The organism is Cupriavidus sp. P-10, from assembly GCF_003402535.2.
In the GTDB taxonomy this organism is placed as follows: Bacteria; Pseudomonadota; Gammaproteobacteria; order Burkholderiales; family Burkholderiaceae; genus Cupriavidus.
Genome location: NZ_AP025171.1, coordinates 69,478 through 91,220 on the forward strand (window position 1 = coordinate 69,478; position 21,743 = coordinate 91,220).

A 21,743-nucleotide genomic window follows, 5' to 3' on the forward strand; every position below is an offset into this window, starting at 1 on the left:
ATGAACACGATCGACGCCATGACCGGTGCCCCCACCGGCGCCCCCACCGGCGCCACCGCCGCGCTCTACCAGTTCGCCCACGGCCGCACCGGCGACAAGGGCGACCGTTCCAACATCAGCGTGATCGCCTACGACGCGCGCGACTACGAGCACCTGGTCGCCCACGTCACCGAGGACGCCGTGCGCGCGCTGTTCCGCGAACGCCGGCCCAGCGCCGTCACGCGCTACCTGGTGCCGTCGCTGCAAGCGATGAACTTCGTCATCGACGGCGTGCTCGACGGTGGCGTCAACGACGCGCTCAACCTCGATACCCACGGCAAGGCGCTGTCGTTCCGCCTGCTGCAACTGCAGATACCGCTGCCGCCGCGGCTGGCGCATGCGCCAGCCGCAGCCTGAATCCGCACCAACAACGATTTCGACAGGAGACAACGATGCACCGATTCCTCAAGCCACTGGCAGCCGTCGCGCTGTGCGCACTGGTCCTGCCCGCCGGACAGGCGTGGGCCGAATTCCCCGACAAGCCGATCCGCTTCGTGGTGCCGTTCGCCGCCGGCAGCGCCACCGACCAGCTCGCGCGTGCCATCGGCCAGGCCATTACGCTGGACAGCAAGGTCACCGTGGTCGTCGACAACAAGCCGGGCGCCAATGGCTTTATCGCGGCGTCGGACGTCGCCAAGGCCGCGCCCGACGGCTACACCGTGCTGATCAGCACCAACACCACGCATGCCGCCAACGAGCACTTGTTCAAGAAGCTGCCCTACGACCCGGTCAAGGACTATGCGCCGTTGACCGCGCTGGGGCGCGGCGGCCAGATCATGGTGGTCAATCCGCAGGTGCCTGCCAGGACCGTGGGCGAGTTCATCGCGCTGGCGAAGAAGCAGCCGGGCAAGCTCAGCTTCGGCAGCGGTAGCTCGTCGTCGCGCATCGCCGGCGAGCTGTTCCAGCAGATGGCGCATGTCGAGCTGCTGCACGTGCCGTACAAGAGCAACCCACTGGCGATCACCGACCTGCTTGGCAACCAGATCCAGATGATGATCACGGACACCGCCACGGGCCTGCCGCAGGTCAAGAGCGGCAAGCTGCGCGCGCTGGGCGTGTCGGGCAAGGCGCGCTCGCCGCTGGCGCCCGACGTGCCGACCATCGACGAGGCCGGCGTCAAGGGCTACGAGATGAGCTATTGGTTCGCGGCCTATGCGCCGGCCGGTACGCCGCAGCCGGTAGTGGCCAAACTCAACGCGATCATGGTGAAGGCAGCGCGCAGCGAGACCGCGGCAAGCTTCTACCAGTCGACAGGGACCGAGGTGTTTACCAGCACGCCCGCCGAGCTGGCGAAATTCCAGGCGCAGGAGTCCGGCAAGTGGGGCCGCATCATCAAGGCGGCGAATATCCAGCCTGAATGACGATGGGCCGCTGCAAGCTCGCATGAATGGAAAACGGGGCCACGTGGCCCCGTTTTTTACGCAGAAGTAGGTACGCTTTTGCTGGGCGTACCCATTTCTGCGTGGCTTCGCTGTGTCGTTCCTGGTTTCTGATTGTCGCTGTCCGCCGCGTCCGGCCTGCGTTTCCGGTGAGTCGCCATCCGGCTTAACATACGCCTTCGGCCGGTGTACTCGCCGGCCCACGCTGTCTCCCTCGACAACAACCAACAACAATCAACAACAAGGAACCAGACATGACGCTGCAGTCCGCCGCGCGCCACGCCAGGCACAAGGTCCCGCGCCTGCCGGCATTCGCCATGGTCGTCGCAACGGCCACCGCGATGGCCACCACCATGCTGCCGGCCACGATCGGCACCGCCCATGCCGCGGCGGCGCAGCACAAGACCCAGGTGCCGGGCTACTACCGCATGATGATCGGCCAGCTGGAGGTCACCGCGCTGTACGACGGCTACATCGACCTCGATCCGCGGATCCTCAAGTACACCAGCGCGCGCGAGGTGCAGAGCCTGCTGGCACGGATGTTCGTCGAATCGACACCGGGCATGCAGACGGCGGTCAATGCCTACCTCGTCAATACCGGCGGCAGCCTGGTGCTGGTCGATTCCGGTGCGGCGGCATGTTTCGGTCCCACGCTCGGGCGCATCGGCGACAACCTGCGCGCGGCGGGCTATGCGCCGGAACAGGTCGACGCCGTGCTGCTGACGCACCTGCACGGCGACCATGCCTGTGGCCTCGCCGCCAACGGGCAGCCGGCCTTCCCGAACGCGACGGTCTATGTCGACAAGGCCGACGCCGACTACTGGCTCAACGAAGCCAATGCCGCAGCGGCGCCAAAGGAAGCACAGGGACTGTTCGCGATGGCACGCGCCGCGGTCGCGCCGTACCAGGCGGCGAACCGGTTCCGCACCTTCCATGGCGGCAACGGCGCCGAACCGGTCCCGGGCGTGCGCGCGCTGCCTGCCTACGGGCATACGCCGGGCCACAGCGGCTACCTGTTCACCTCGGGCAAGGACAGCCTGCTGCTGTGGGGCGACATCATCCACAGCCATGCGGTGCAGTTCCGCCGCCCGCAGGTGGCGATCGAGTTCGATACCGACAGCCACGCCGCGGTGATCACGCGCAAGCGCATCCTGGCCGATGCGGCCAAGGGCAAGCTGTGGGTGGGCGGCGCGCACCTGCCGTTCCCGGGGCTGGGCCATGTGCGTCGCGACGCCGCCGGCTATACCTGGGTGCCGGCCGAGTACGGGCCGATCCGGGCGGATCGATAGTCCGGGGCGCACGCCGCGCCTGGGGCGCCATCGGCGGGCTGTGGGTCAAGGCCGGATTCCCCGTGCTGTCCGCCTCGCGCCACCCGGTGAAACCCTCAGGCCGATGGCCGCAGAAATGGGTACGCTTGCCCGCGCCGGGCGGCCCGCTGTTCAGGCAGGTTGGTACGGCCGAGGAATTCCGGCGCAAGATGGGCGCGCAGTGAGGCGCGCGAGGATCATTCGAGGATGGCCGGCACAGGTCAGGGCCGGCGCCGCTCCATCGCCACCATCGACGGCGTAAAGCCGAGCTGGCCGAAGAACGCTGCTTCGGAAGAGCGCGCCGCGCGCAGCACCCAGGTGATATCGGGATCATTGCCCATGACGTAGCGCACCAGCGCGCGGCCGATCCCGCGACGGCGGTGGCTCGGGGCCACGGCAACCATCGACAGGAAACCGTCGGAGACGTCGTCGCACAGGGCCCGGGCGAAGCCGACGATCTCGCCGTCTTCCACCGCCACGGCCACGCGCTGGGAATTGGCCACCAGCCGCGCGAACTTGTCGGGACCGCCTATCCGGTTGGACCAGCCATTGGCGATCAGTAGTTGTCTGGCTGCCTCGATGTCTCCGGGCAACAGGTTACGGATTTCCATTGGCGGCTCTCCCAGTAAAGCATGTACGGCCCCTCGCCGCCCCTTGCCACCAGGGCCGCCGCGAGTCGAGAACGGCACGGGAACCCGTGCCGCACAATTGGCGGAGTGTAGCGAGCGGGCGCGGGCGCGTCAATTTGGCTTCCGGCTGGGTGGGGGTGCTGCTCACGCCAGCGCGCGGGCGCGGTATGATGGTCTGCATGAATGCCCCCGTCTTCTCCTCAGCCCATCCGGCCGACCAGCTCGCCGAATTTCCTGACGCGGATGCGGCGCTGGCGCGCATCCGCGACATCTACGACGCTTCGGTCGGGGCGGTGCGCGCGCGCTTCGAAGCTTTCGCCAGCGGCAAGCCGCTGCCGTCGGCCGCGCACGCGTGCTATCCGTACCTGGGGATCTCGGTCAATATCGAGACCATGGTCACCGACAGCCGCCCCTCGTGGGGCACGGTGGCCTACCCCGGGGTGTACGGCACCACGGTGACCCGTCCCGACCTGCTGGCGGACTACTACCGCGACCAGATCGAACGGCTGATGCGCTACCACCGGGTCCCGGTGGTCGTGGGCCTGAGCCGGCGCCCGATCCCGCTGCCGTTCGTGATCGAGGCCTCGACCACCGACATCAGCTACACCCAAGCGCGCGAACTGGAGGCCTCGTTCGTGCTGCCCGAGCTGAGCCGCATCGACGATGGCATCGCCAACGGCACCTACGAGCCGATCCCGGGCGAGGCCTGGCCGCTGTCGCTGTTCCCCGCCGAGCGCGTGGACCTGGCGCTGCAGCGGCTGTACCACTACACCGGCACGGCGCCGCAGCATTTCCAGCGCTTTGTGCTGTTCACCAACTACCAGCGCTATGTCGATGAATTCGTCGCGCTGGGCCGCGGGCTGATGAGCAGCAGCGACGGCGGCGGCTACACCCGCTTCGTCGAGCCCGGCGACGTGGTGCAGGACCTCGGCGGCGCCGAGCCGGACGATGCGACCCGCCCGCGCGCGCTGCCGCAGATGCCGGCCTACCACCTGGTGCGCGAGGACAAGCTGGGCGTGACGCTGGTCAATATCGGCGTGGGCCCGTCCAACGCGAAGACCATGACCGACCATCTCGCCGTGCTGCGCCCGCATTGCTGGCTGATGGTCGGCCACTGCGGCGGCCTGCGCCGCTCGCAGCAGCTGGGTGACTACGTGCTGGCGCACGCCTACGTGCGTGACGACCACGTGCTCGATCACGACCTCCCGCCCTGGGTGCCGGTGCCGCCGATCGCCGAAATCCAGGTGGCGCTGCAGGAAGCGGTGGCGCGCGTCACCGGCCTGTCGGGCAACGAGATGAAGACACGCATGCGCACCGGCACCGTGGTCTCCACCGACGACCGCAACTGGGAGCTGAAGTCCAAGTCGCTGTACGCACGCTTCAACCAGTCGCGCGCGATCGCGATCGACATGGAAAGCGCCGCGGTGGCCGCCAACGGCTTCCGCCTGCGCGTACCCTACGGCACGTTGCTGTGCGTGTCGGACAAGCCGCTGCATGGCGAGCTCAAGCTGCGCGGCATGGCCAATGCGTTCTACCGGCAGCGTGTCAGCCAGCACATGACCATCGGGCTGGAAGCAATTCGCATCCTGCGCGAGAACGGCGTCGAGCAGCTGCATTCGCGCAAGCTGCGCAGTTTCGACGAGCCTGCGTTCCGCTAGGCCGCGACGTTTTCCCACGGCCAACGTAAAAAGGCCGGCGCCCGATGGCGCCGGCCTTTTTTACTGTCGCAGTGGCCGCTCAGAAGCGGTAGCCCACGCCCATGCTGAACAGCCACGGGTCCAGGCTCACCTTGGACACCTTGACGTCGCCGGCCTTCACATCGCTCGACAGCCAGATCTTCTTGATGTCGGCATTCAGGAACCAGTTCCTGGTCAGCTTGTAGTCCATGCCGATCTGCAGCGCCGGACCCACGCTCCAGCTGTCGAGTTGCAGCGCGTTGTTGGCGAGGTTCTCGCCCCAGATACGGGTGAAATTCAGGCCCGCGCCGATATACGGGCGGAAAGTACCGTTGGGGATGAAGTGGTATTGCACCAGCAGCGACGGCGGCAGATGCTTGAAGGTGCCGATCTTGCTGCCGTCGAGGTAGACATTCTGCTTCTGCGGTACGGTCAGGACCAGCTCGGCGGCGATATTGGGGGTGAAGAAGTAGGTGACGTCGAGTTCGGGGATCCACTTGTTGTTGACCGTGATGCGATCCGATGCGCCCACGCCGCCGACCGGATCCGAACTGTTGGCCATGTCGAGGTAGGTGCCGCGCAGGCGCACCATCCAGTTGCCTTGCGCATCGTCGGCGGCCATCGCGGGCGCGGAGAACGCGCCAAGCATGGCGCAGGCGGCGATGGCGGAGCAGGTAACCCGGGTACGGAGAGAGAGCTTGTTCATGATGTTTTGTCTTGGTCTGGTAAGGAGTCCGCGGCCAGTTTGGCCGAGCGGCTCCGTGCGGACCTTGATGCAGAACAAGTCGGGAAGCCGCCACACACGGTGCGTCGCGATCGCGCGACAACGGTATTGGGGCAGCAATCCTCCGCTAATAACCACATGCGGAATCATTCGTGGCGCGCCGGCGCGCCAGCCCTTACGCTGTGCAGGAAATCAGCGTCCGCAAGCTTCCAGGCGAGGCGGGCGCCGACGCACCGAGCATGTCGTGGGCGTCCGCAAGGGCGTCTTTCCGGGTGTGCCCCGTGGGGGCGGGGCACACCGGTTTTCTTCGGATCCCCTTGCGGCAAGCGTGGTATCAGGCCGCGGCGGCCTCGTCTGCCGGCTGGCGCCGCGCCACGCCAAAGCCGGCCTGCAGGTGCCGGTTCACGCCCGAGACTACCGCGCGCAGCGACGCCGTGACCAGGTTCGCATCGATGCCCGCGCCGAATCCCGTCGGCGAATCGCCCACCCGGATTTCCACATAGCACGCCGCGCGCGCGTCGGCGCCGGCGGTCATCGCGTGCTCGTGGTAGTCCATCACGCGCACCGGCAGGTCCAGCGCATTGACGAAAGCATCGATGGGTCCGTTGCCGCTGCCGCGCACGCTGCAGGGCTGGCCGTCGCGCACCATCTGCACTTCGATCTCCACCGCCCCGCCGCTGTCCGACACCAGTTGGTGCGAAACATAGCGCAACGGCGCTTCCTGCTCCAGGTACTCGCGGCTGAACAGCGCATACAGGTCGTCCGCGCTCGCTTCCAGCCCGGTATCGTCGGTCATGGCCTGCACCGCGCGGCTGAACTCGATCTGCAGCCGGCGCGGCATGTAGATGCCATGCACCTGCTCGAGCAGGAAGGCCATGCCGCCCTTGCCCGACTGGCTGTTGACGCGGATTACCGCATCGTAGCTGCGGCCCAGGTCGGCGGGATCGATCGGCAGGTACGGCACTTCCCAGACCGCCCCGGGCTGCTGCTGCGCGAAGCCCTTGCGGATTGCATCCTGGTGCGAGCCGGAGAACGCGGTGAAGACCAGGTCGCCCACGTATGGATGTCGCGGATGCACCGGCAGCTGGTTGCAATGCTCGACGCACTGGCGCACTTCATCGATATCGGAAAAATCGAGGCCGGGCGCCACGCCCTGCGTGTAGAGATTCAGCGCCAGCGTCACCAGGTCGACGTTGCCGGTGCGCTCGCCATTGCCGAACAGGCAGCCTTCCACGCGATCGGCCCCCGCCATCACCGCCAGTTCGGCGGCAGCCACCGCGGTGCCACGATCGTTGTGCGGGTGGACCGACAGCACGATGTGTTCGCGCCGCGCCAGGCGCCGGTGCATCCATTCGACCTGGTCGGCAAACACATTGGGCGTGCTGCATTCCACCGTGGTCGGCAGGTTCAGGATCAAGGGGCGCCCAGGACCGGCTGCCCACGTCGCGGAGACCGCGTCGCTGACCTCCAGCGAGAAATCGAGCTCCGCCAGGCTGAAGGTCTCGGGCGAGTACTCGTAGGTCCATGCGGTCTCGGGCATGGCGTCGGTCAGGGACTTGATCAGGCGCGTGCCCGAGACCGCTACTTCCTTGATCTCCTCGCGTGTGGCATTGAAGACAATGCGCCGCCACGCCGGCGCGATGGGATTGTAGAGATGCACGGTGGCGCGCGCGGCGCCGCGCACGGACTCCACCGTCCGGTGGATCAAGTCTTCGCGCGATTGCGTCAGCACCACGATGCTGACGTCGTCGGGGATGCGTTTTTCTTCGATCAGCATGCGCACGAAGTCGAAGTCGGTCTGCGACGCGGCGGGGAAGGCCACCTCGATTTCCTTCAGGCCGATCTTCACCAGCTGCTCGAAGAAACGCAGCTTGCGCGCGGTGCTCATCGGCTCGATCAGCGACTGGTTGCCGTCGCGCAGGTCGGTGCTCATCCAGGCCGGCGCACGCGTGATGCGGCGGCTGGGCCAGGTACGGTCGGGGATGTCTACGGTGGCGGCGGGCTGGTACTTGGTGGCGGGATGGCTGAGCATGGGCATGAGCGGACTCCTTCCTCGCTAAGGAAGATAAGGAAGATACAAAAAAAGAAAAACGGAAAAGGGTGGCGAAAGGCTGCCGAACTGCCACGGGGCGCTAGGCCCGGCAACCGATCGATAGGCTTAGCAGTAGCGAGGAAGCGCGCAGGGCGCGGCCCGATGCCAGGGCAGCCAGCACGCGCGCGCGGACAGCGATGCGGGTCGCATCGGCAGCCTGGCGGAGGGTACTGGCGTAGAGGTTCATCGAGCCGGAATGATGAGGGCAGGAGCCGCTCTTCGGTGTTGCGCACGCGGCGGGCGCCGCATGACCTGGCAAGGTTAGACGACAAGGCCGGCGGCGGTCAAGCGCGCTGAATTGCGGTCAAGCGCCTGCCACGCGTCCGAACCCGGTCGGGGGAAGGGCTGCGCCAAACGGCGGTGACATGCCGGCCCGATGCATCCCTCGCGCTTGTCCGCCTCACCCGAAAGACGGTCGCCTGTGCTCTGAATGGATGAGTCAGACGCCGATTCCGTACGTTATGCCTCAGTCATCTGGCCGGTATTGCGCTGGCAGCGTTGCGCCTAGGCTGGTAGCGCGGGAAAAAACATACGGGGGAACATCATGAGACTGAGAACGTGGGCAACCTGGTTGGCAGGCACTGCCATGACATTCTTGCTGGCCGCGTGTGGCGGTGGTGGCGGTGGCTCGAGTACGCCCGCCACCCCGGCCGCGGCCACGCCGCTGACCTTCAGCGTCAAGATGAGCGCGACCGCGGGCGAGGTGGGCGTCGGCCGCTCGCTGACGATCAGCGCGATGACCGTCGACAGCAACGGCAACGACGCAAGCGGCAATACGGTGTTCACCTGGAGCAGCATCGACCGTGGCGTTGCCACGGTCGAGCCCGTCGCCGCGACGCCCGCCAGTGCCGTGGTACATGGCATCGCCACCGGCACCACCACCGTGCAGGTGGTCGCGACGGTCAAGAACGCCGACAACACGACGACCACGCTGCCGGCGCAGACGGCCACCATTACCGTGGTGCCGGCTTCCGCGGTCAGCTACAGCCTGTCGATCCCCAATACCAGCCTGTCGATGAGCGATGGCCAGGAGTTGCCGGTCAAGGTGTCGCTGATCGACAGCAATGGCAATGACGTCTCGGCCAGCGTCAACAGCTGGGCGTGGGCAAGCAGCGCTACCGCGGTCCAGGTCACGGCCAACCAGAACAGCGCCACGCTGAAGGCGAGCAACAGCTCGACCACCGCGGCGGCGACGGCTGACGTGTCGGTGTCGGTCACCGCGCCGGATGGCCGCGCGATCGGCGGCCTCATCGTGGTGACGGTCGCGAAGAACGGCTCGGCGACCTATCGCGTGGTGACCACTAGCAAGGGCCAGCCGGCGGATGCGCTGCAGGTGTTCAGCGAACGCCCGGCCAACTTCACCTCGCGCGTGCTGCGCAACGACGGCCAGGACGTGACGGCCGACTTCGACGGCACCTGGACCTACACTGCCACCTCGCCGACGCTGTCGACGACGGAAGCCGCGGGTACGCACGACGCCACGGTCAGCAGCAGCCTGGTCAAGGGCACTGGTCCGGTTCAGAGCACACTGACGGTGACCGCCGTCAGCACCAAGCTGGGCGTGCGTCCTTCGGCCGGCCTGTCCGTGACGGAGAATCCGACCTGGGCGCTGGTCAGCGACACCCAGCAACCGCTGACGCTGCTGCAAGCGCTGCCGATCGAGGTAACCGCGCGCATGATGCACCTGGGCGATGATGCACAGGCTGCCACCTGCCAGAACTGGGCATGGGTCAGCACAGGACCGGTATCGCTGAGCCCGGCTCTGCTGCCAATGCCGAACCAAATGCGCGCCACTGGTACGGCTCCCGGCGACTTCACCATCACCGCGACCTGCACGGTGATCGCCGACAACACGCAGCTGAAGCTGGTCTTCGTCGGTACCGTCAAGTAAGCAGCAACGTTCCCGCGCGCAAGTGAAGCGCCCTCCGATCCGGAGGGCGTTTTGCATTGGCGCGGCATCGGCGGCCCCGCGTCACCACTGGTTTGCTCCCCTCCCACGCTCGCGGGAGCGGGCCAGGGGGTGAGAGCCGGCGGCTCCAGGACGACGGCATTTCTCCCGAAGCGTACCCATTTCTGCGTGACGGCGAAAAGCATCTTCCGTCCGCAACATCGCCCGCCGAACAGGCCCCACAACCGCGCGCTTTACCAGCATCGGAGCCCACGCCGGCCATGCCTCGCACGCAAAGCGTACCCATTTCTGCGCCCCACTCAACAGGCCGGCACGGCCTGCGACACACGCTCGCTAGCCCGCTCAGGGAGCCCCCAGGGACACGCACGAATGCGTGCAAACCGCTGCCAGCGCATCCCGCGCGAGCAGCGGGCGTACCCATTTCTGCGTGACGGAGTAAACGAACCCCGAGAGGGGGAATGGAGGGAAAAGGAGAGGGAAAGGACGGGGGAAGGAGAGGAAAAAGACGCGCCGTTCAGCGCTTGCGCACGAAGCGCACGACCTGCTCGGCAGGCTTGTCCTGCGCGTCAGTGGCCCTGGCGGTGTTGGACCCGCAAGTGTTGCAGCCGCCGTCGTCGCAGCCACTGGCGCAGCCTGAGGCAGCCTGCGGCGCGAGCCAGCGTACCAGTCGGCCGCGCCAGCCGCTCGCGGCGCCGCCGCCCAGGCGCGACGCGAGCGCGCCCTTGACGCGCTCGCGCGTGCGCGGCGCATAGCGCGCCAGCACCGATACCGCGCACGCCAGCACGATCAGCGGGACCAGCAGCGTTTCGATGGCGTGGTAGAGCGTCATGGCGGCGATGGTGTCAGCTGAACAGCAGCGCGACGCGATAGGTCACAAACGCGGCCAGGTAGGCCAGCCCGGTCAGGTACACGACCGACGCGGCCATGACCTTCCACGAGTTGGTTTCGCGCCGGATCACGGCCAGCGTCGAGATGCACTGCGGCGCGAACACGAACCACGCCAGCAGCGCCAGCGCGGTGGCCAGCGACCACTGCGCGGCGATCATCGGAGCCAGCTGCGCGGCCATGGCGTCTTCACTGCCAGACAGCGCGTACACCGTCGCCAGCGCGCCCACGGCCACTTCGCGCGCGGCCAGGCCCGGCACCAGCGCGATGCAGATCTGCCAGTTGAAGCCCACCGGCGCGAACACCTTCTGCAGCGCGTGGCCGATCATGCCGGCGAAGCTGTAATCGATGGCCGGCGCAGTCGCGCCTTCCGGCGGCGCCGGGAAGGTCGACAGGAACCACAGCAGCACGGTCAGCGTCAGGATCACCTTGCCCACCCGCGACAGGAAGATGCGGGCACGCTCCCAGAGGCCGATGGCCACGTCGCGCACATGGGGGATGCGGTACGACGGCAGCTCCATCAGCAGCGGATGGTCGGTGCGGTCGCGGCGGAAGAACTTGAGCGCATAGGCCACCACCAGCGCGCTGACGATGCCGGCCACGTACAGCGCGAACAGCACCAGCCCCTGCAGGTTGAACAGGCCCAGCACGGTGCGCTCCGGGATGAAGGCGCCGATCAGCAGCGCATACACCGGCAGCCGTGCCGAGCAGGTCATCAGCGGCGCCACCAGGATGGTGGTGAGGCGGTCGCGCGGATCCTGGATCGTGCGCGTGGCCATGATGCCGGGGATCGCGCAGGCAAAGCTCGACAGCAGCGGGATGAACGAACGGCCAGACAGGCCCGCGCCCATCATCAGCCGGTCCAGCAGGAATGCCGCGCGCGGCAGGTAGCCCGATTCCTCCAGCGTGAGGATGAACAGGAACAGGATCAGGATCTGCGGCAGGAACACCACCACGCTGCCCAGGCCCGCGATCAGGCCGTCGACCAGCAGGCTCTTGAGCAGGCCGTCGGGCATATGCGCGCCGAGCAGTTCGCCGGCCCAGTGCACACCGCCCTCGATGCCGTCCATCAGCGGCTCGGCCCACGAGAACACTGCCTGGAACATCAGGAACAGCAGCACCGCCAGCAGCAGCAGGCCGAACACCGGGTGCAGCACGATGCGGTCGAGCCGGTCGTCCAGCGCCGCGGTGCGCGCCGGCATGCTGACCGCCGCGGCCAGCATGCGGTTGACTTCGGTATGCACGTCGACATCGTTGGCGGGCTCGGGCGTGGACGGCGGCGCGGCGGGCAGGGCGCCGTCGAGCACAGCCAGCAGCGCTGCCGCGCCGTCGCGCCTGACTGCCACGGTGCTGACCACCGGCACGCCCAGCGCGGCAGCCAGCTTGTCGCGGTCGATCTGGATGCCGCGGCGCGCGGCGGCGTCGCTCATGTTGAGTACGACTACCATCGGCAGGCCCAGCCGGCGCAGTTCCAGTACGAAGCGCAGGTGCAGGCGCAGGTTGGTCGCATCCACCACCGACACCAGCAGGTCGGGCCGCTGCTCGCCGGCGCGCACGCCCATGCAGACGTCGCGCGTGATGGCTTCATCCAGGCTGGCCGCATGCAGGCTGTAGGCACCCGGCAGGTCCAGGATGCGCACCTGGCGTCCGGCCGGCGAGACGAAATGGCCTTCCTTGCGCTCGACGGTCACGCCGGCGTAGTTGGCCACCTTCTGCCGGCTGCCGGTCAGTCGGTTGAACAGTGCGGTCTTGCCGCAATTGGGATTGCCCACCAGCGCGATGCGCAGGGCAGGAGTCGGGGAAGCTGCTGCAGACATATTCCGGAAGGGCTCAGGCGGTCCGCTTGGTCCGCTCGTTCGGTGTGGACGCTGTGGCGCCGGCCTGTTCGCCCGCCTCGGCGGGCGCGATGCTGGTCACCGAGGCGCTGGCAAGCTCGACGCCGATGCGCGCCGCTTCCACGCGGCGCAGCGCAAAGCGCGTAAAGCCGATCTGCGCGACCAGCGGATCCATGCCGAAGGGGCCATAGGCGATGACCTGGACGATCTCGCCGGGCACAAAGCCAAGCTCTCGCAGGCGGCGCGCAACCGGATCGCCGGGCGTGGCGTCGTCCACCGATTGCACTACGGCGGGCGTGCGCCGTGGAAGTTCAGACAACCGCATCATGCTTCCAGTCCGTTGGCGCGGTCGTCCGACGCGGCCGTGATGCGGCCGGCATGACCTCGCCGGGTACGTAAATGAAAATCGTTTTCATTGTATCGCAAATAGGGCATGACGATGCCCACAAGTGGCGGGCACGCCAGCCGCCATGCCGCTGCGCGGCAGGAGGCGAATGATAACCGGTGACGGCGCGCGCGGAGGGGCCAAGCTTAAGGCCGCGCGGTGGCCATGTCCGCGCGGTGGCACACATGCGCGCCATCGTTGCAAAGTTCGGCTGTCCGAAACCTAATGCAACAGGTTTCATGCAGCGCGATGCAATTACTGCATTTGCGTTATTGGATGCCGCAAGCCTGCGGAGTTAAGCTGCAAGCACGCTGAACACCCCGTTCCACGCGTACTTCACAAGCCATCGGCCATCGTGCCGGTGGCTTTTTCTTTGATGCGTTGCCTCTTTGGACGTTGCCTCCGTGGACGCTACCTGCGCGGCCACCATCGCCACAAAGTTGTCGCGGGCGGGATGGTCGGGCGCCGTCTTCCACACGCAATAGACTTCGGAGCGTACCGCCGTGCCCGCCAGCGGCCGGAACGCCGCGCCTGCCATGCCCGAGCGCGCCAGCGCCGCCGGCACCACGGCCACCCCCATTCCCTGCGAGACCAGGGACACCACCGAGAGCCAGTGGCGCACTTCGTGCCGGATCTGCGGGTAAAAGCCCTGGGCCGCGCACATATCGAAGATACGGCTGTAGTAGTCCGGCGAAGCCTTGCGCGAGAACAGCACGAAGGCCTCGCCGCGCAAGTCCGCCAGCGCCAGTTCCGGCTGCGCCGCGAGCGGGTGGTCCGCCGGCAGGCAGCAGACGAACGGTTCGGCGTGCACCCGCGTTGCCTGCAGCGGGTCGGGCACGCGGCCGGTGTGGATAAACGCTGCGTCGAGTTCGTCATGGAGCAGCGCATCGATCTGCTCCTGCGAGTTCAGTTCGGTCAGCGCCATCTGGATGCCTGGGTAAGCCGCCTCAAAGGCGCGCAGGGTTTGCGGCAGGCCGCGATACAGCATCGAGCCGACAAAGCCCACCCGCAGCCGGCCGATGGCGCCCGCTTCGATCTCGCGCGCCAGCAGCCGCGCCGCCTCGGCCTGCGCCAGCAAAGCCGTGGCCGATTCGCGAAAAGCGCGTCCGGCCGCGGTCAGGCGCACGCCGCGGCTGTCCCGGTCGAACAGCCGGGCCCCGACGGAGGCTTCTAGCTGCTGGATGTTCAGCGACAGCGGCGGCTGCGAAATGGCGAGCCGGCGCGCGGCCCGGCCGAAGTGCAGTTCCTCTGCCAGCACAAGGAAATAGCGCAGGTGGCGGAATTCCATGACGATACAAAAATTATATGGATCGAGCCAATTTTAGAATTAGACGCAAATCCTTGGGGTTTGAATAATGCAGATCATAGGGCCGCAGCGTGTTCGTCAACCATGCCGGTCCACCCGACCAGGAGACCCGACATGCCGAACAGCGCCGTGCGCGATACCGCACCTCACGCCCAGCCCGACAGCCCCGCCGCCGCCCATCCCGTGCCCGACCGCCAGGGCGGCAGCCTGTTCGCCGCCGACCCCGAGTTGCGTGCATTACTGCCGCTCTACCTGCCGGCGGATCTGTTCAACCATCTGCTGCCACACCTGGAGCGCATGGGCGCACTGGCCGGCGGCGTGCTCGACGAACTGGCCGCCGTGGCCGACCACAATCCCCCGACGCTAAGCTACCGCACCCGCAGCGGCGTCGACGCGCAGCGCATCGACAAGCATCCTGCCTACGTGGAACTGGAGCGCGTGGCGTTCGCCGAATTCGGGCTGGCCGCCGCTTCGCACCGCGGTGGCGTGCTCGGCTGGGACAAGCCCATGCCGCCGGCGGCGAAGTACGCACTCACCTATCTGTTCGTGCAGGCCGAGTTTGGCCTGTGCTGCCCGCTGTCGATGACCGATTCGCTGACGCGCACGCTGCGCAAGTTCGGCGATCCGGCACTGGTCGGGAAATTCCTGCCCAACCTGACCACGCAGGTGTTCGACGACCTGTACCAGGGCGCCATGTTCATGACCGAGCAGGGCGCCGGTTCCGACGTGGCCGCCACCGCCACGCGAGCGGTGCGCGATGCCGGCGCCGAGGGCGGCTGGCGCCTGCTCGGCGACAAGTGGTTCTGCTCCAACCCCGACGCCGCGCTGGCTATGGTGCTGGCGCGCGTGGAAGACGAAGCCGGCAACGCCGTCTCCGGCCACAAGGGCGTGTCGCTGTTCCTGCTGCCGCGCAAGCTGGCCGACGGCAGCGACAACCACTACCGTGTCATCCGGCTCAAGGACAAGCTCGGCACGCGCTCGATGGCCAGCGGCGAGATCCGCCTCGAAGGCGCGCACGCTTATCTAGTCGGCGAACCCGGCCGCGGCTTCGTGCAGATGGCCGACATGATCAACAACTCGCGCCTGTCCAACGGCGTGCGCGCCGCCGGCCTGATGCGCCGCGCGCTGACCGAGGGCCTGTTCATCGCGCATGAACGCCGCGCCTTCGGCAAGCGCCTGGAAGACATGCCGCTGATGCGCCGCCAGCTGCTCAAGCTGACGCTGCCCACCGAGCAGGCCCGCACCATGGTGTTCCAGACCGCCGAGGCGCTGCGCCGCGCCGATGCCGGCGAAGCCGACGCCTACCCGCTGATGCGCATCCTGACACCGCTGATCAAGTTCCGCGCCTGCCGCGACGCGCGCAAGGTCACCGGCGACGCGATGGAAATCCGCGGCGGCTGCGGCTACATAGAGGAATGGAGCGACCCGCGCCTGGTGCGCGACGCCCACCTCGGCTCGATCTGGGAGGGCACCAGCAATATCGTCGCGCTCGACGTGCTGCGCGCGATCCGCCGCGAAGGCGCGCTGCCGGTGCTGCAGGCCCACCTGGCCGGGCTGCTGGCCGATACGCCGATGCACGCGCACGCACGCGCCACGTTCGAAGGCGCCATCGCCGCTGCCGCGAAACTGGCCGCGCACGCCGCTGAGGCCGGCGCCGACGGCGACCTGCTGGCGCGCCAGGCCGCTTCCGCGCTGTACCACGTGACCACTGCGGTGGCGATGGCGTGGGAAGCCGGCCGCATCGGCTCGGTGCGCCGCATGCGCCTGGCGCAGCTGGTGCTGCGCCACCGTGTGCTGCCGCAGGATCCACTGGCGGCAAGCGTCGAGCCGGAATGGCTGGCCGAAACGGTGGCGCCCCCCGCCGATGGCGTGGTGCGCGCAGCCGGCGCGGTCGCCGACGTCAACGTGTTCTGACGCCACCAAGAAGAACCCATTGTTTGCCCCCCCTCCCGCTGGCGCTTGCCTTTACCCACATCTCGATTGGAAAGGTTGTAAACCGGATTGGACGGTGTTAACTTCGTGTGAAGTTGACAATCAGTGGTGGCAATTTTGCCGGATACGGAAGATCTCGAAGACTGGGCCAGCGACGAATTCAGTGGCGCACAATTGGGCGATGCGCGTCGCACGCAGCGCCTTGTGGCATTGGCGCGCGGACTGGCGCAAAAAGCCCATGTTTCGTTCCCGCAGGCCTTGAGTGGTGCCCAACTCAAGGCGGCATATCGCTTCTTTGATAATGAGGCGGTCGACCCGGACGGAATCCTGGCGAGCCACGTCGCTCAAACCGTGGGTCGCATGCAGCGGGTACCTGTCGTACTGGCGGTGCAGGACACCACGGAATTCAATCTGGCAAATTTGCCCGCGACTGAGGGACTTGGTCACGGCACGGGCGGCAATTTGCACGGATTCATGTTGCACAGCGTGCTGGCGGTGACGCCTGAAGGCCTGCCACTGGGCGTGTTGAGCATGAAGACGTGGGTGCGTGCGCCGCAAGCATCGGGCAAGGCCGGGCAGCGCCGGGCGCTGTCCATTCGTGACAAGGAAAGCGTGAAGTGGCTGGAGGGGCTGGAATGCCTTGAGCCGCTCAAGATGCAGTGTCCGGACACGCACCTTGTTGCCGTCAGCGATCGCGAGGGCGATGTGTACGACGTGTTCCTGGCGCCGCGCCCAGCGGGGGTGGACTGGTTGGTGCGGGCCGCCTGGAATCGAGGCGTGGACCACCCAGAGAAGTATCTGTGGGAGACGGTTGCTGCGGCTCCTGTACTTGGAGAGACCGTATTGCACGTGCCCAGGAGCGGCGCCAGGCAGGCGCGTAGCGCCCGACTGGCTTTGCGTTGTGTGCCCGTCCAACTGCGACCGCCGCGCAGCCGCGGTGCAGAGGATCTACCGAGTCTCGAAGTGTTTGCCATTCACGCGCTGGAGATCGAGCCGCCCCAAGGCGTTGAGCCGCTCGAATGGATGTTGCTCAGTTCAATGCCTACCCAAACGCTGGAAGATGCGCTGGAGCGACTGAGCTGGTATGCCCGGCGCTGGACCATTGAATCCTGGCATCGTGTCCTGAAGAGTGGCTGCCAGATCGAAGCGCGGCAGTTCGGGACGCTGGAGCGGTTCCTACGTGCTACGGCGCTGTTCGCCGTGATCGGCTGGCGCATTATGTACGCGACCATGCTGGGCCGGCTCGAAGCCGATATCCCTTGCTCGGTGCTACTGCAACCGCTCGAATGGCGGGCCTTGTACTGCCGCACGCACGGCACAACCAAGCCACCGGAAGAGGCGCCAAAACTCAGCGACGCGGTCCTTTGGATCGCCAAGCTCGGTGGCTACCTGGGTCGCAAAAACGACGATCCCCCGGGAGCCACCGTCCTCTGGCGCGGCTTCCTCGCCCTGCACGAAATCACCGAAATGTATCGGATCTTCCAGAAAGACGAGTAAGCCGCCGCAAGTTGTGGGTAAAGGCAAGCGCTGGCGGGAGAGGGAGCACCCCGCCCCGAAGATGCCCCAACCATCCCGCCCCCGCGGGAGACGTCCTACACCAGGAGACAACGCCATGAAACTCTGGCACCGCTTCGCGGCCATTGCCGCGTGCTCGCTCTGCATCGCCCCCGCCTTCGCGCAGAAGGACTTCCCGACCAAGCCCATCATGATGGTCGTTACCTACCCGCCGGGCGGTCCGACCGACGCCATGGCGCGCACGCTGGCCGCCGCGCTCAAGACCAGCCTGGGCCAGCCGGTGGTGGTGGAAAACCGCGCAGGCGCCGGCGGCAATATCGGCGCGGAAGTGGTCGCGCGCGCCGAGCCTGACGGCTACACGCTGATGTTCGGCACCTCGGCGCCGCTGGCGATCAACGTCAGCCTCTATCGCAAGATCAACTACGACCCGGTCAAGAGCTTTGCCCCGGTCATCCAGATCGGCCAGCTGCCCAACGTGCTGGTGGTGAACCCCTCGGTGCCGGCGAAGAACGTCAACGAGCTGATCGCCTACGGCAAGGCGCATCCGGGCAAGCTGACCTATGCCTCGTCCGGCAACGGCGCGTCGTCCCACCTCGCCGGCGTGCTGTTCAACAACGTCACCGGCACCGACTTCCAGCATATCCCGTACAAGGGCACCGGCCCGGCGCTGAACGACCTGCTCGGCGGCCAGGTCAGCATGACCTTCACCGACGTGCTGACCGCGATGCCCTTTATCAAGAGCGGCAAGGTGCGCGCGCTGGGCGTCACCACCAAGGCGCGCTCGCAGGCGCTGCCGGATGTGCCGACTGTCGCCGAACAGGGAGTGCCGGGTTTTGACGTCTCGGTCTTCTTCGGCGTGGTGGCGCCGGCGGGCACGCCGCCCGAAGTGATCGGCAAGCTCAACCGCGCCTTCGCCGATGCGCTCAAGCAGCCCGAGGTGCGCAAGACGCTGCAGGCGCAAGGCCTGGAATTCGCGCCGTCGACCACGCCGGAGCAGCTTGGGGGCTTCGTCAAGGCCGAGGTCGGCAAGTGGCGCGCCGTGGTGCAGAAGTCCGGCGCGCAGCTTGACTAGGTGACCAAGCGACCAAGCGACTAAGCAAAGAGGAGCCAGCCATGACCCAATCCAGCCCCGGCGCGCTTGCCGGCATCCGCGTGGTCGACCTGTCGCGCATCCTGGGCGGCCCGTACTGCGGCCAGATTCTCGGCGACCACGGTGCCGACGTGCTCAAGATCGAACCGCCCCAGGGCGACGACACCCGTACCTGGGGCCCGCCGTTCAAGGACGGCGTGGCGTCGTACTACTTCGGCCTGAACCGCAACAAGCGGGTGATGCGGCTGAACCTGACCACGGAAGGCGGGCGCGAAGTCCTGCTGGCCCTGCTGGCCGATGCCGACGTACTGGTCGAGAACTTCAAGACCGGCACGATGGAGAAGTGGGGGCTGGGCTATGACGTACTGTCGGCGCGCTTCCCGCGGCTGGTGCATTGCCGCGTGTCGGGCTTCGGCGCGGATGGCCCGCTGGGCGGCCTGCCCGGCTACGATGCAGCGATCCAGGCGATGTCCGGCATCATGAGCATCAACGGCGAAGCCGACGGCGATGCGTTGCGCGTGGGTTTGCCGGTGGTCGACATGGTCACCGGACTGAATGCCGCGATCGGCGTGCTGCTGGCGTTGCAGGAGCGAGCGCGCAGCGGGCGCGGGCAGTTCGTCGAGGCGGCACTGTATGACTCCGGCCTGTCGTTGCTGCATCCGCATGCGGCCAACTGGTTCATGAGCGGCAAGACCCCGCAGCGTACCGGTAACGCGCATCCGAACATCTACCCGTACGACACCGTGGCCACTGCCACCGACCCGATCTTCCTCGCGGTCGGCAATGACCGGCAGTTCCGCATCCTGTGCGAACACCTGCAGGTGCCGGTGCTGGCAGATGACGAACGCTATGCCACCGCGGGTGCGCGTTCGGTGAACCGCGTGGCGCTGAAGGCCGAACTGGAGACACACCTGCGCAAGCACGATGGCAAGACGCTGGCCGACACGCTGGTCGCCGCGGGCGTGCCGTGCGCACCGGTGCTGTCCGTTGCCGACGCCCTGCAGCATCCACATACGCTGCACCGCGAGATGGTGGTGGAAATGGAAGGCGGCTACAAGGGCCTGGGCGCGCCGGTCAAGCTGAGCCGGACGCCGGCGAGTTACCGGTATGCGCCGTTGAGCGAGGGGGACGCGTTTCTCTCGGACGGCCAGTAGGTCCCTACGGCCTGCGGCGCCTGCAGGCCGCGGCCCAGTGCCGGCGCCACAGCCTGGTCAAAGGCACTTGAGCCGCAGCTTCTTTGGCACACCTCAGCCCGGAATCATCCCCGGCAACAGATAGGCCTGTACCACAGTGATGATTCCGATGATCACCGCAAACAGCAGGCTGTGCTTCACGGTAAATCGGAACAGCTCCGACTCCTTGCCAACCAGCCCCGTCGCCGCGCAGGCCACCGCGATCGATTGCGGCGAGATCATCTTCGCGGTCACGCCGCCGGTGGTGTTGGCCGCCACCATCAGCGTGTCCGATACACCGATCTGATGTGCCGTCGTGTTCTGCAGTGCGCAGAACAGCGCGTTGGACGACGTATCCGATCCGGTCAGGAACACGCCCAGCCAGCCGAGGAACGGCGAGAAGAACGGGAACGCGGCGCCGGTGCCGGCCAGCAGCAGCGCCAGCGTCGAGGACATGCCGGAGTAGTTGGCGACGAAGGCAAAGGCCAGCACCAGCCCGATCGACAGCACCGGGCGCGCCAGTTCCACCAGCGTCTCGCCGAAGGTGGCAACCAGGTCGCGCGGCTTCATGCGCAGCAGCACCGCCGAGATCAGCGCGGTCAGCAGGATCGCGGTGCCCACGGCGGACAGCAGGTCCAGCTTCAGCACGGCGTCATACGCCTTGGGCGTCGCCACGATCGGCGCGGCCTTGATCACCATCTGGTCCAGCCCCGGCACCTTGAACTTCAGCACCGTGCCCGCCAGCACGCCATTGGCGGCGAACAGTGCCTTGAACGGCTGCAGGCTCCATACCGTGACGATAGCCGTCAGGATGCCGAACGGTGCCCAGGCCCGCAGCGTTTGCGCCAGCGTGTAGGGCGATGCCTTGCGGCTCACCGGGGCAGCGCCAAAGCCACCGCCGAAGCCGGCCAGCGCCACGGTGCCGCCGCTGGCCGTGCCGCCCGCGCGCTGCGAAGCGCTGCGCGGCTGCCAGACCTTCAGGAACGCCGCCAGCGACACCAGGCTGACCAGCGCAGAGGTGATGTCCGGCAGTTCCGGCCCGATATGGTTGGAAGTGAAGTACTGCGTCACCGCAAAGCTGCCGCCGCACACCAGCGCCGCCGGCCAGGTCTCGCGCACGCCCTTGGCGCCGTCCATCATGAACACCAGCCAGAACGGCACCAGCAGCGACAGCAGCGGCAGTTGGCGGCCGGCCATCGCGCCGATAAGGAAGGGATCGATGCCCGTGACCTGCCCGGCCACGATGATGGGAATTCCCATCGCGCCAAACGCCACCGGCGCGGTATTGGCGATCAGGCACAGGCCCGCGGCATACAGCGGATTGAAGCCCAGGCCGACCAGCAGCGCTGCGGTGATCGCCACCGGCGCGCCGAAGCCTGCCGCACCTTCCAGGAAGGCGCCGAAGGCAAAGCCGATCAGCAGCATCTGCAGGCGCTGGTCGTCGGTGATCGACAGCACCGAGGCACGGATGATGTCGAACTGGCCCGTCTTGACCACGATCTTGTAGAGGAACACCGCGGTCACGATGATCCATGCGATCGGCCACAGGCCGTAGGCAAAGCCGAAGCCGGCCGCGGCCAGCGCCTGCTGCACCGGCATGCCGTACGCGAAGATCGCCACGCCGAGCGCCAGCAGCAACGTCACCGCGGCGGCGGCATGGCCCTTCATGCGCCACACGGCCAGCGCGAAGAAGAAGAACAGGATGGGAATGGCCGCCGCCAGCGCCGACAGCCACAGGCTGCCTAGCGGCGTATAGAGTTGGGTCCAGGGTTGCACGGCTTAGTCTCCTACTTCAGTGGTGTTTCGAAAAATCTTTGTAGTTCTGGCAATCGCGGCGGCATGAGAGCAACCGCTGGTTTGCTCCCCTC

The 21,743-nt window shown here is 67.1% G+C and carries 17 protein-coding genes; 9 read left to right on the forward strand and 8 right to left on the reverse strand.

Annotated features, from left to right (window positions below; all coding sequences use genetic code 11):
* From CTP10_RS17480 to CTP10_RS17490, 3 genes are all read left to right on the forward strand, one after another.
* Complete coding sequence (locus CTP10_RS17480; protein WP_376790655.1) at positions 1–396, forward strand: AtuA-related protein; 396 nt, start codon at positions 1–3, stop codon at positions 394–396.
* Between the two features lie 35 nt (positions 397–431).
* Positions 432–1,400 (forward strand): Bug family tripartite tricarboxylate transporter substrate binding protein, encoded by a 969-nt coding sequence (locus CTP10_RS17485; RefSeq protein ID WP_116319283.1) that lies wholly within the window; start codon positions 432–434, stop codon positions 1,398–1,400.
* 272 nt (positions 1,401–1,672) lie between these two features.
* On the forward strand, positions 1,673–2,707 hold the full coding sequence (locus tag CTP10_RS17490; RefSeq protein WP_116319284.1) for an MBL fold metallo-hydrolase: 1,035 nt from the start codon (positions 1,673–1,675) through the stop codon (positions 2,705–2,707).
* Positions 2,708–2,946: 239 nt separating this feature from the next.
* Here the strand turns inward: CTP10_RS17490 and CTP10_RS17495 are convergent, their stop codons facing one another.
* On the reverse strand, positions 2,947–3,336 hold the full coding sequence (locus CTP10_RS17495; RefSeq protein WP_116319286.1) for a GNAT family N-acetyltransferase: 390 nt from the start codon (positions 3,334–3,336) through the stop codon (positions 2,947–2,949).
* A gap of 185 nt (positions 3,337–3,521) precedes the next feature.
* Between CTP10_RS17495 and CTP10_RS17500 the strand changes: the two genes are divergently transcribed.
* The gene (locus CTP10_RS17500) at positions 3,522–5,012 is read left to right on the forward strand and encodes an AMP nucleosidase (protein WP_116319354.1); all 1,491 of its coding nucleotides are present in this window, start codon (positions 3,522–3,524) and stop codon (positions 5,010–5,012) included.
* Between the two features lie 79 nt (positions 5,013–5,091).
* Here the strand turns inward: CTP10_RS17500 and CTP10_RS17505 are convergent, their stop codons facing one another.
* On the reverse strand, positions 5,092–5,736 hold the full coding sequence (locus tag CTP10_RS17505; RefSeq protein ID WP_116319288.1) for an OmpW/AlkL family protein: 645 nt from the start codon (positions 5,734–5,736) through the stop codon (positions 5,092–5,094).
* Between the two features lie 352 nt (positions 5,737–6,088).
* Positions 6,089–7,786 (reverse strand): 2-isopropylmalate synthase, encoded by a 1,698-nt coding sequence (gene leuA, locus CTP10_RS17510; RefSeq protein WP_199414575.1) that lies wholly within the window; start codon positions 7,784–7,786, stop codon positions 6,089–6,091.
* Between the two features lie 646 nt (positions 7,787–8,432).
* On the opposite strand from leuA, the gene CTP10_RS17515 reads away from it, so the two are divergent.
* Entirely contained in the window at positions 8,433–9,737 is a 1,305-nt protein-coding gene (locus CTP10_RS17515; protein WP_116319292.1) for a hypothetical protein, read from the forward strand.
* A gap of 532 nt (positions 9,738–10,269) precedes the next feature.
* Here the strand turns inward: CTP10_RS17515 and CTP10_RS17520 are convergent.
* From CTP10_RS17520 to CTP10_RS17535, 4 genes are all read right to left on the reverse strand, one after another.
* The gene (locus tag CTP10_RS17520) at positions 10,270–10,584 is read right to left on the reverse strand and encodes a DUF6587 family protein (RefSeq protein ID WP_116319294.1); all 315 of its coding nucleotides are present in this window, start codon (positions 10,582–10,584) and stop codon (positions 10,270–10,272) included.
* A gap of 13 nt (positions 10,585–10,597) precedes the next feature.
* Positions 10,598–12,457 (reverse strand): ferrous iron transport protein B, encoded by a 1,860-nt coding sequence (gene feoB, locus CTP10_RS17525; RefSeq protein ID WP_116319296.1) that lies wholly within the window; start codon positions 12,455–12,457, stop codon positions 10,598–10,600.
* 13 nt (positions 12,458–12,470) lie between these two features.
* Positions 12,471–12,800 (reverse strand): FeoA family protein, encoded by a 330-nt coding sequence (locus CTP10_RS17530; RefSeq protein ID WP_116319298.1) that lies wholly within the window; start codon positions 12,798–12,800, stop codon positions 12,471–12,473.
* 355 nt (positions 12,801–13,155) lie between these two features.
* Complete coding sequence (locus tag CTP10_RS17535) at positions 13,156–14,148, reverse strand: LysR substrate-binding domain-containing protein (RefSeq protein ID WP_233528109.1); 993 nt, start codon at positions 14,146–14,148, stop codon at positions 13,156–13,158.
* Positions 14,149–14,280: 132 nt separating this feature from the next.
* On the opposite strand from CTP10_RS17535, the gene CTP10_RS17540 reads away from it, so the two are divergent.
* The 4 genes from CTP10_RS17540 (at position 14,281) to CTP10_RS17555 (ending at position 19,857) form a co-directional block, all read left to right on the forward strand.
* Positions 14,281–16,080 carry an acyl-CoA dehydrogenase family protein gene (locus CTP10_RS17540; RefSeq protein WP_116319300.1) on the forward strand — a complete coding sequence of 600 codons (1,800 nt, stop codon included), beginning with the start codon at positions 14,281–14,283 and terminating at the stop codon, positions 16,078–16,080.
* Between the two features lie 123 nt (positions 16,081–16,203).
* Positions 16,204–17,595 (forward strand): IS4 family transposase, encoded by a 1,392-nt coding sequence (locus tag CTP10_RS17545; protein ID WP_271815723.1) that lies wholly within the window; start codon positions 16,204–16,206, stop codon positions 17,593–17,595.
* Positions 17,596–17,710: 115 nt separating this feature from the next.
* Positions 17,711–18,685, forward strand: a complete 975-nt coding sequence (locus CTP10_RS17550) for a Bug family tripartite tricarboxylate transporter substrate binding protein (RefSeq protein WP_116323672.1) — start codon at positions 17,711–17,713, stop codon at positions 18,683–18,685.
* Positions 18,686–18,726: 41 nt separating this feature from the next.
* Complete coding sequence (locus CTP10_RS17555; RefSeq protein WP_116323673.1) at positions 18,727–19,857, forward strand: CaiB/BaiF CoA transferase family protein; 1,131 nt, start codon at positions 18,727–18,729, stop codon at positions 19,855–19,857.
* A 93-nt stretch (positions 19,858–19,950) separates the two neighbouring features.
* Here CTP10_RS17555 and CTP10_RS17560 read toward each other — a convergent pair whose 3' ends face one another.
* The gene (locus CTP10_RS17560) at positions 19,951–21,651 is read right to left on the reverse strand and encodes a lactate permease LctP family transporter (RefSeq protein WP_116323674.1); all 1,701 of its coding nucleotides are present in this window, start codon (positions 21,649–21,651) and stop codon (positions 19,951–19,953) included.
* Positions 21,652–21,743: the final 92 nt, after the last annotated feature.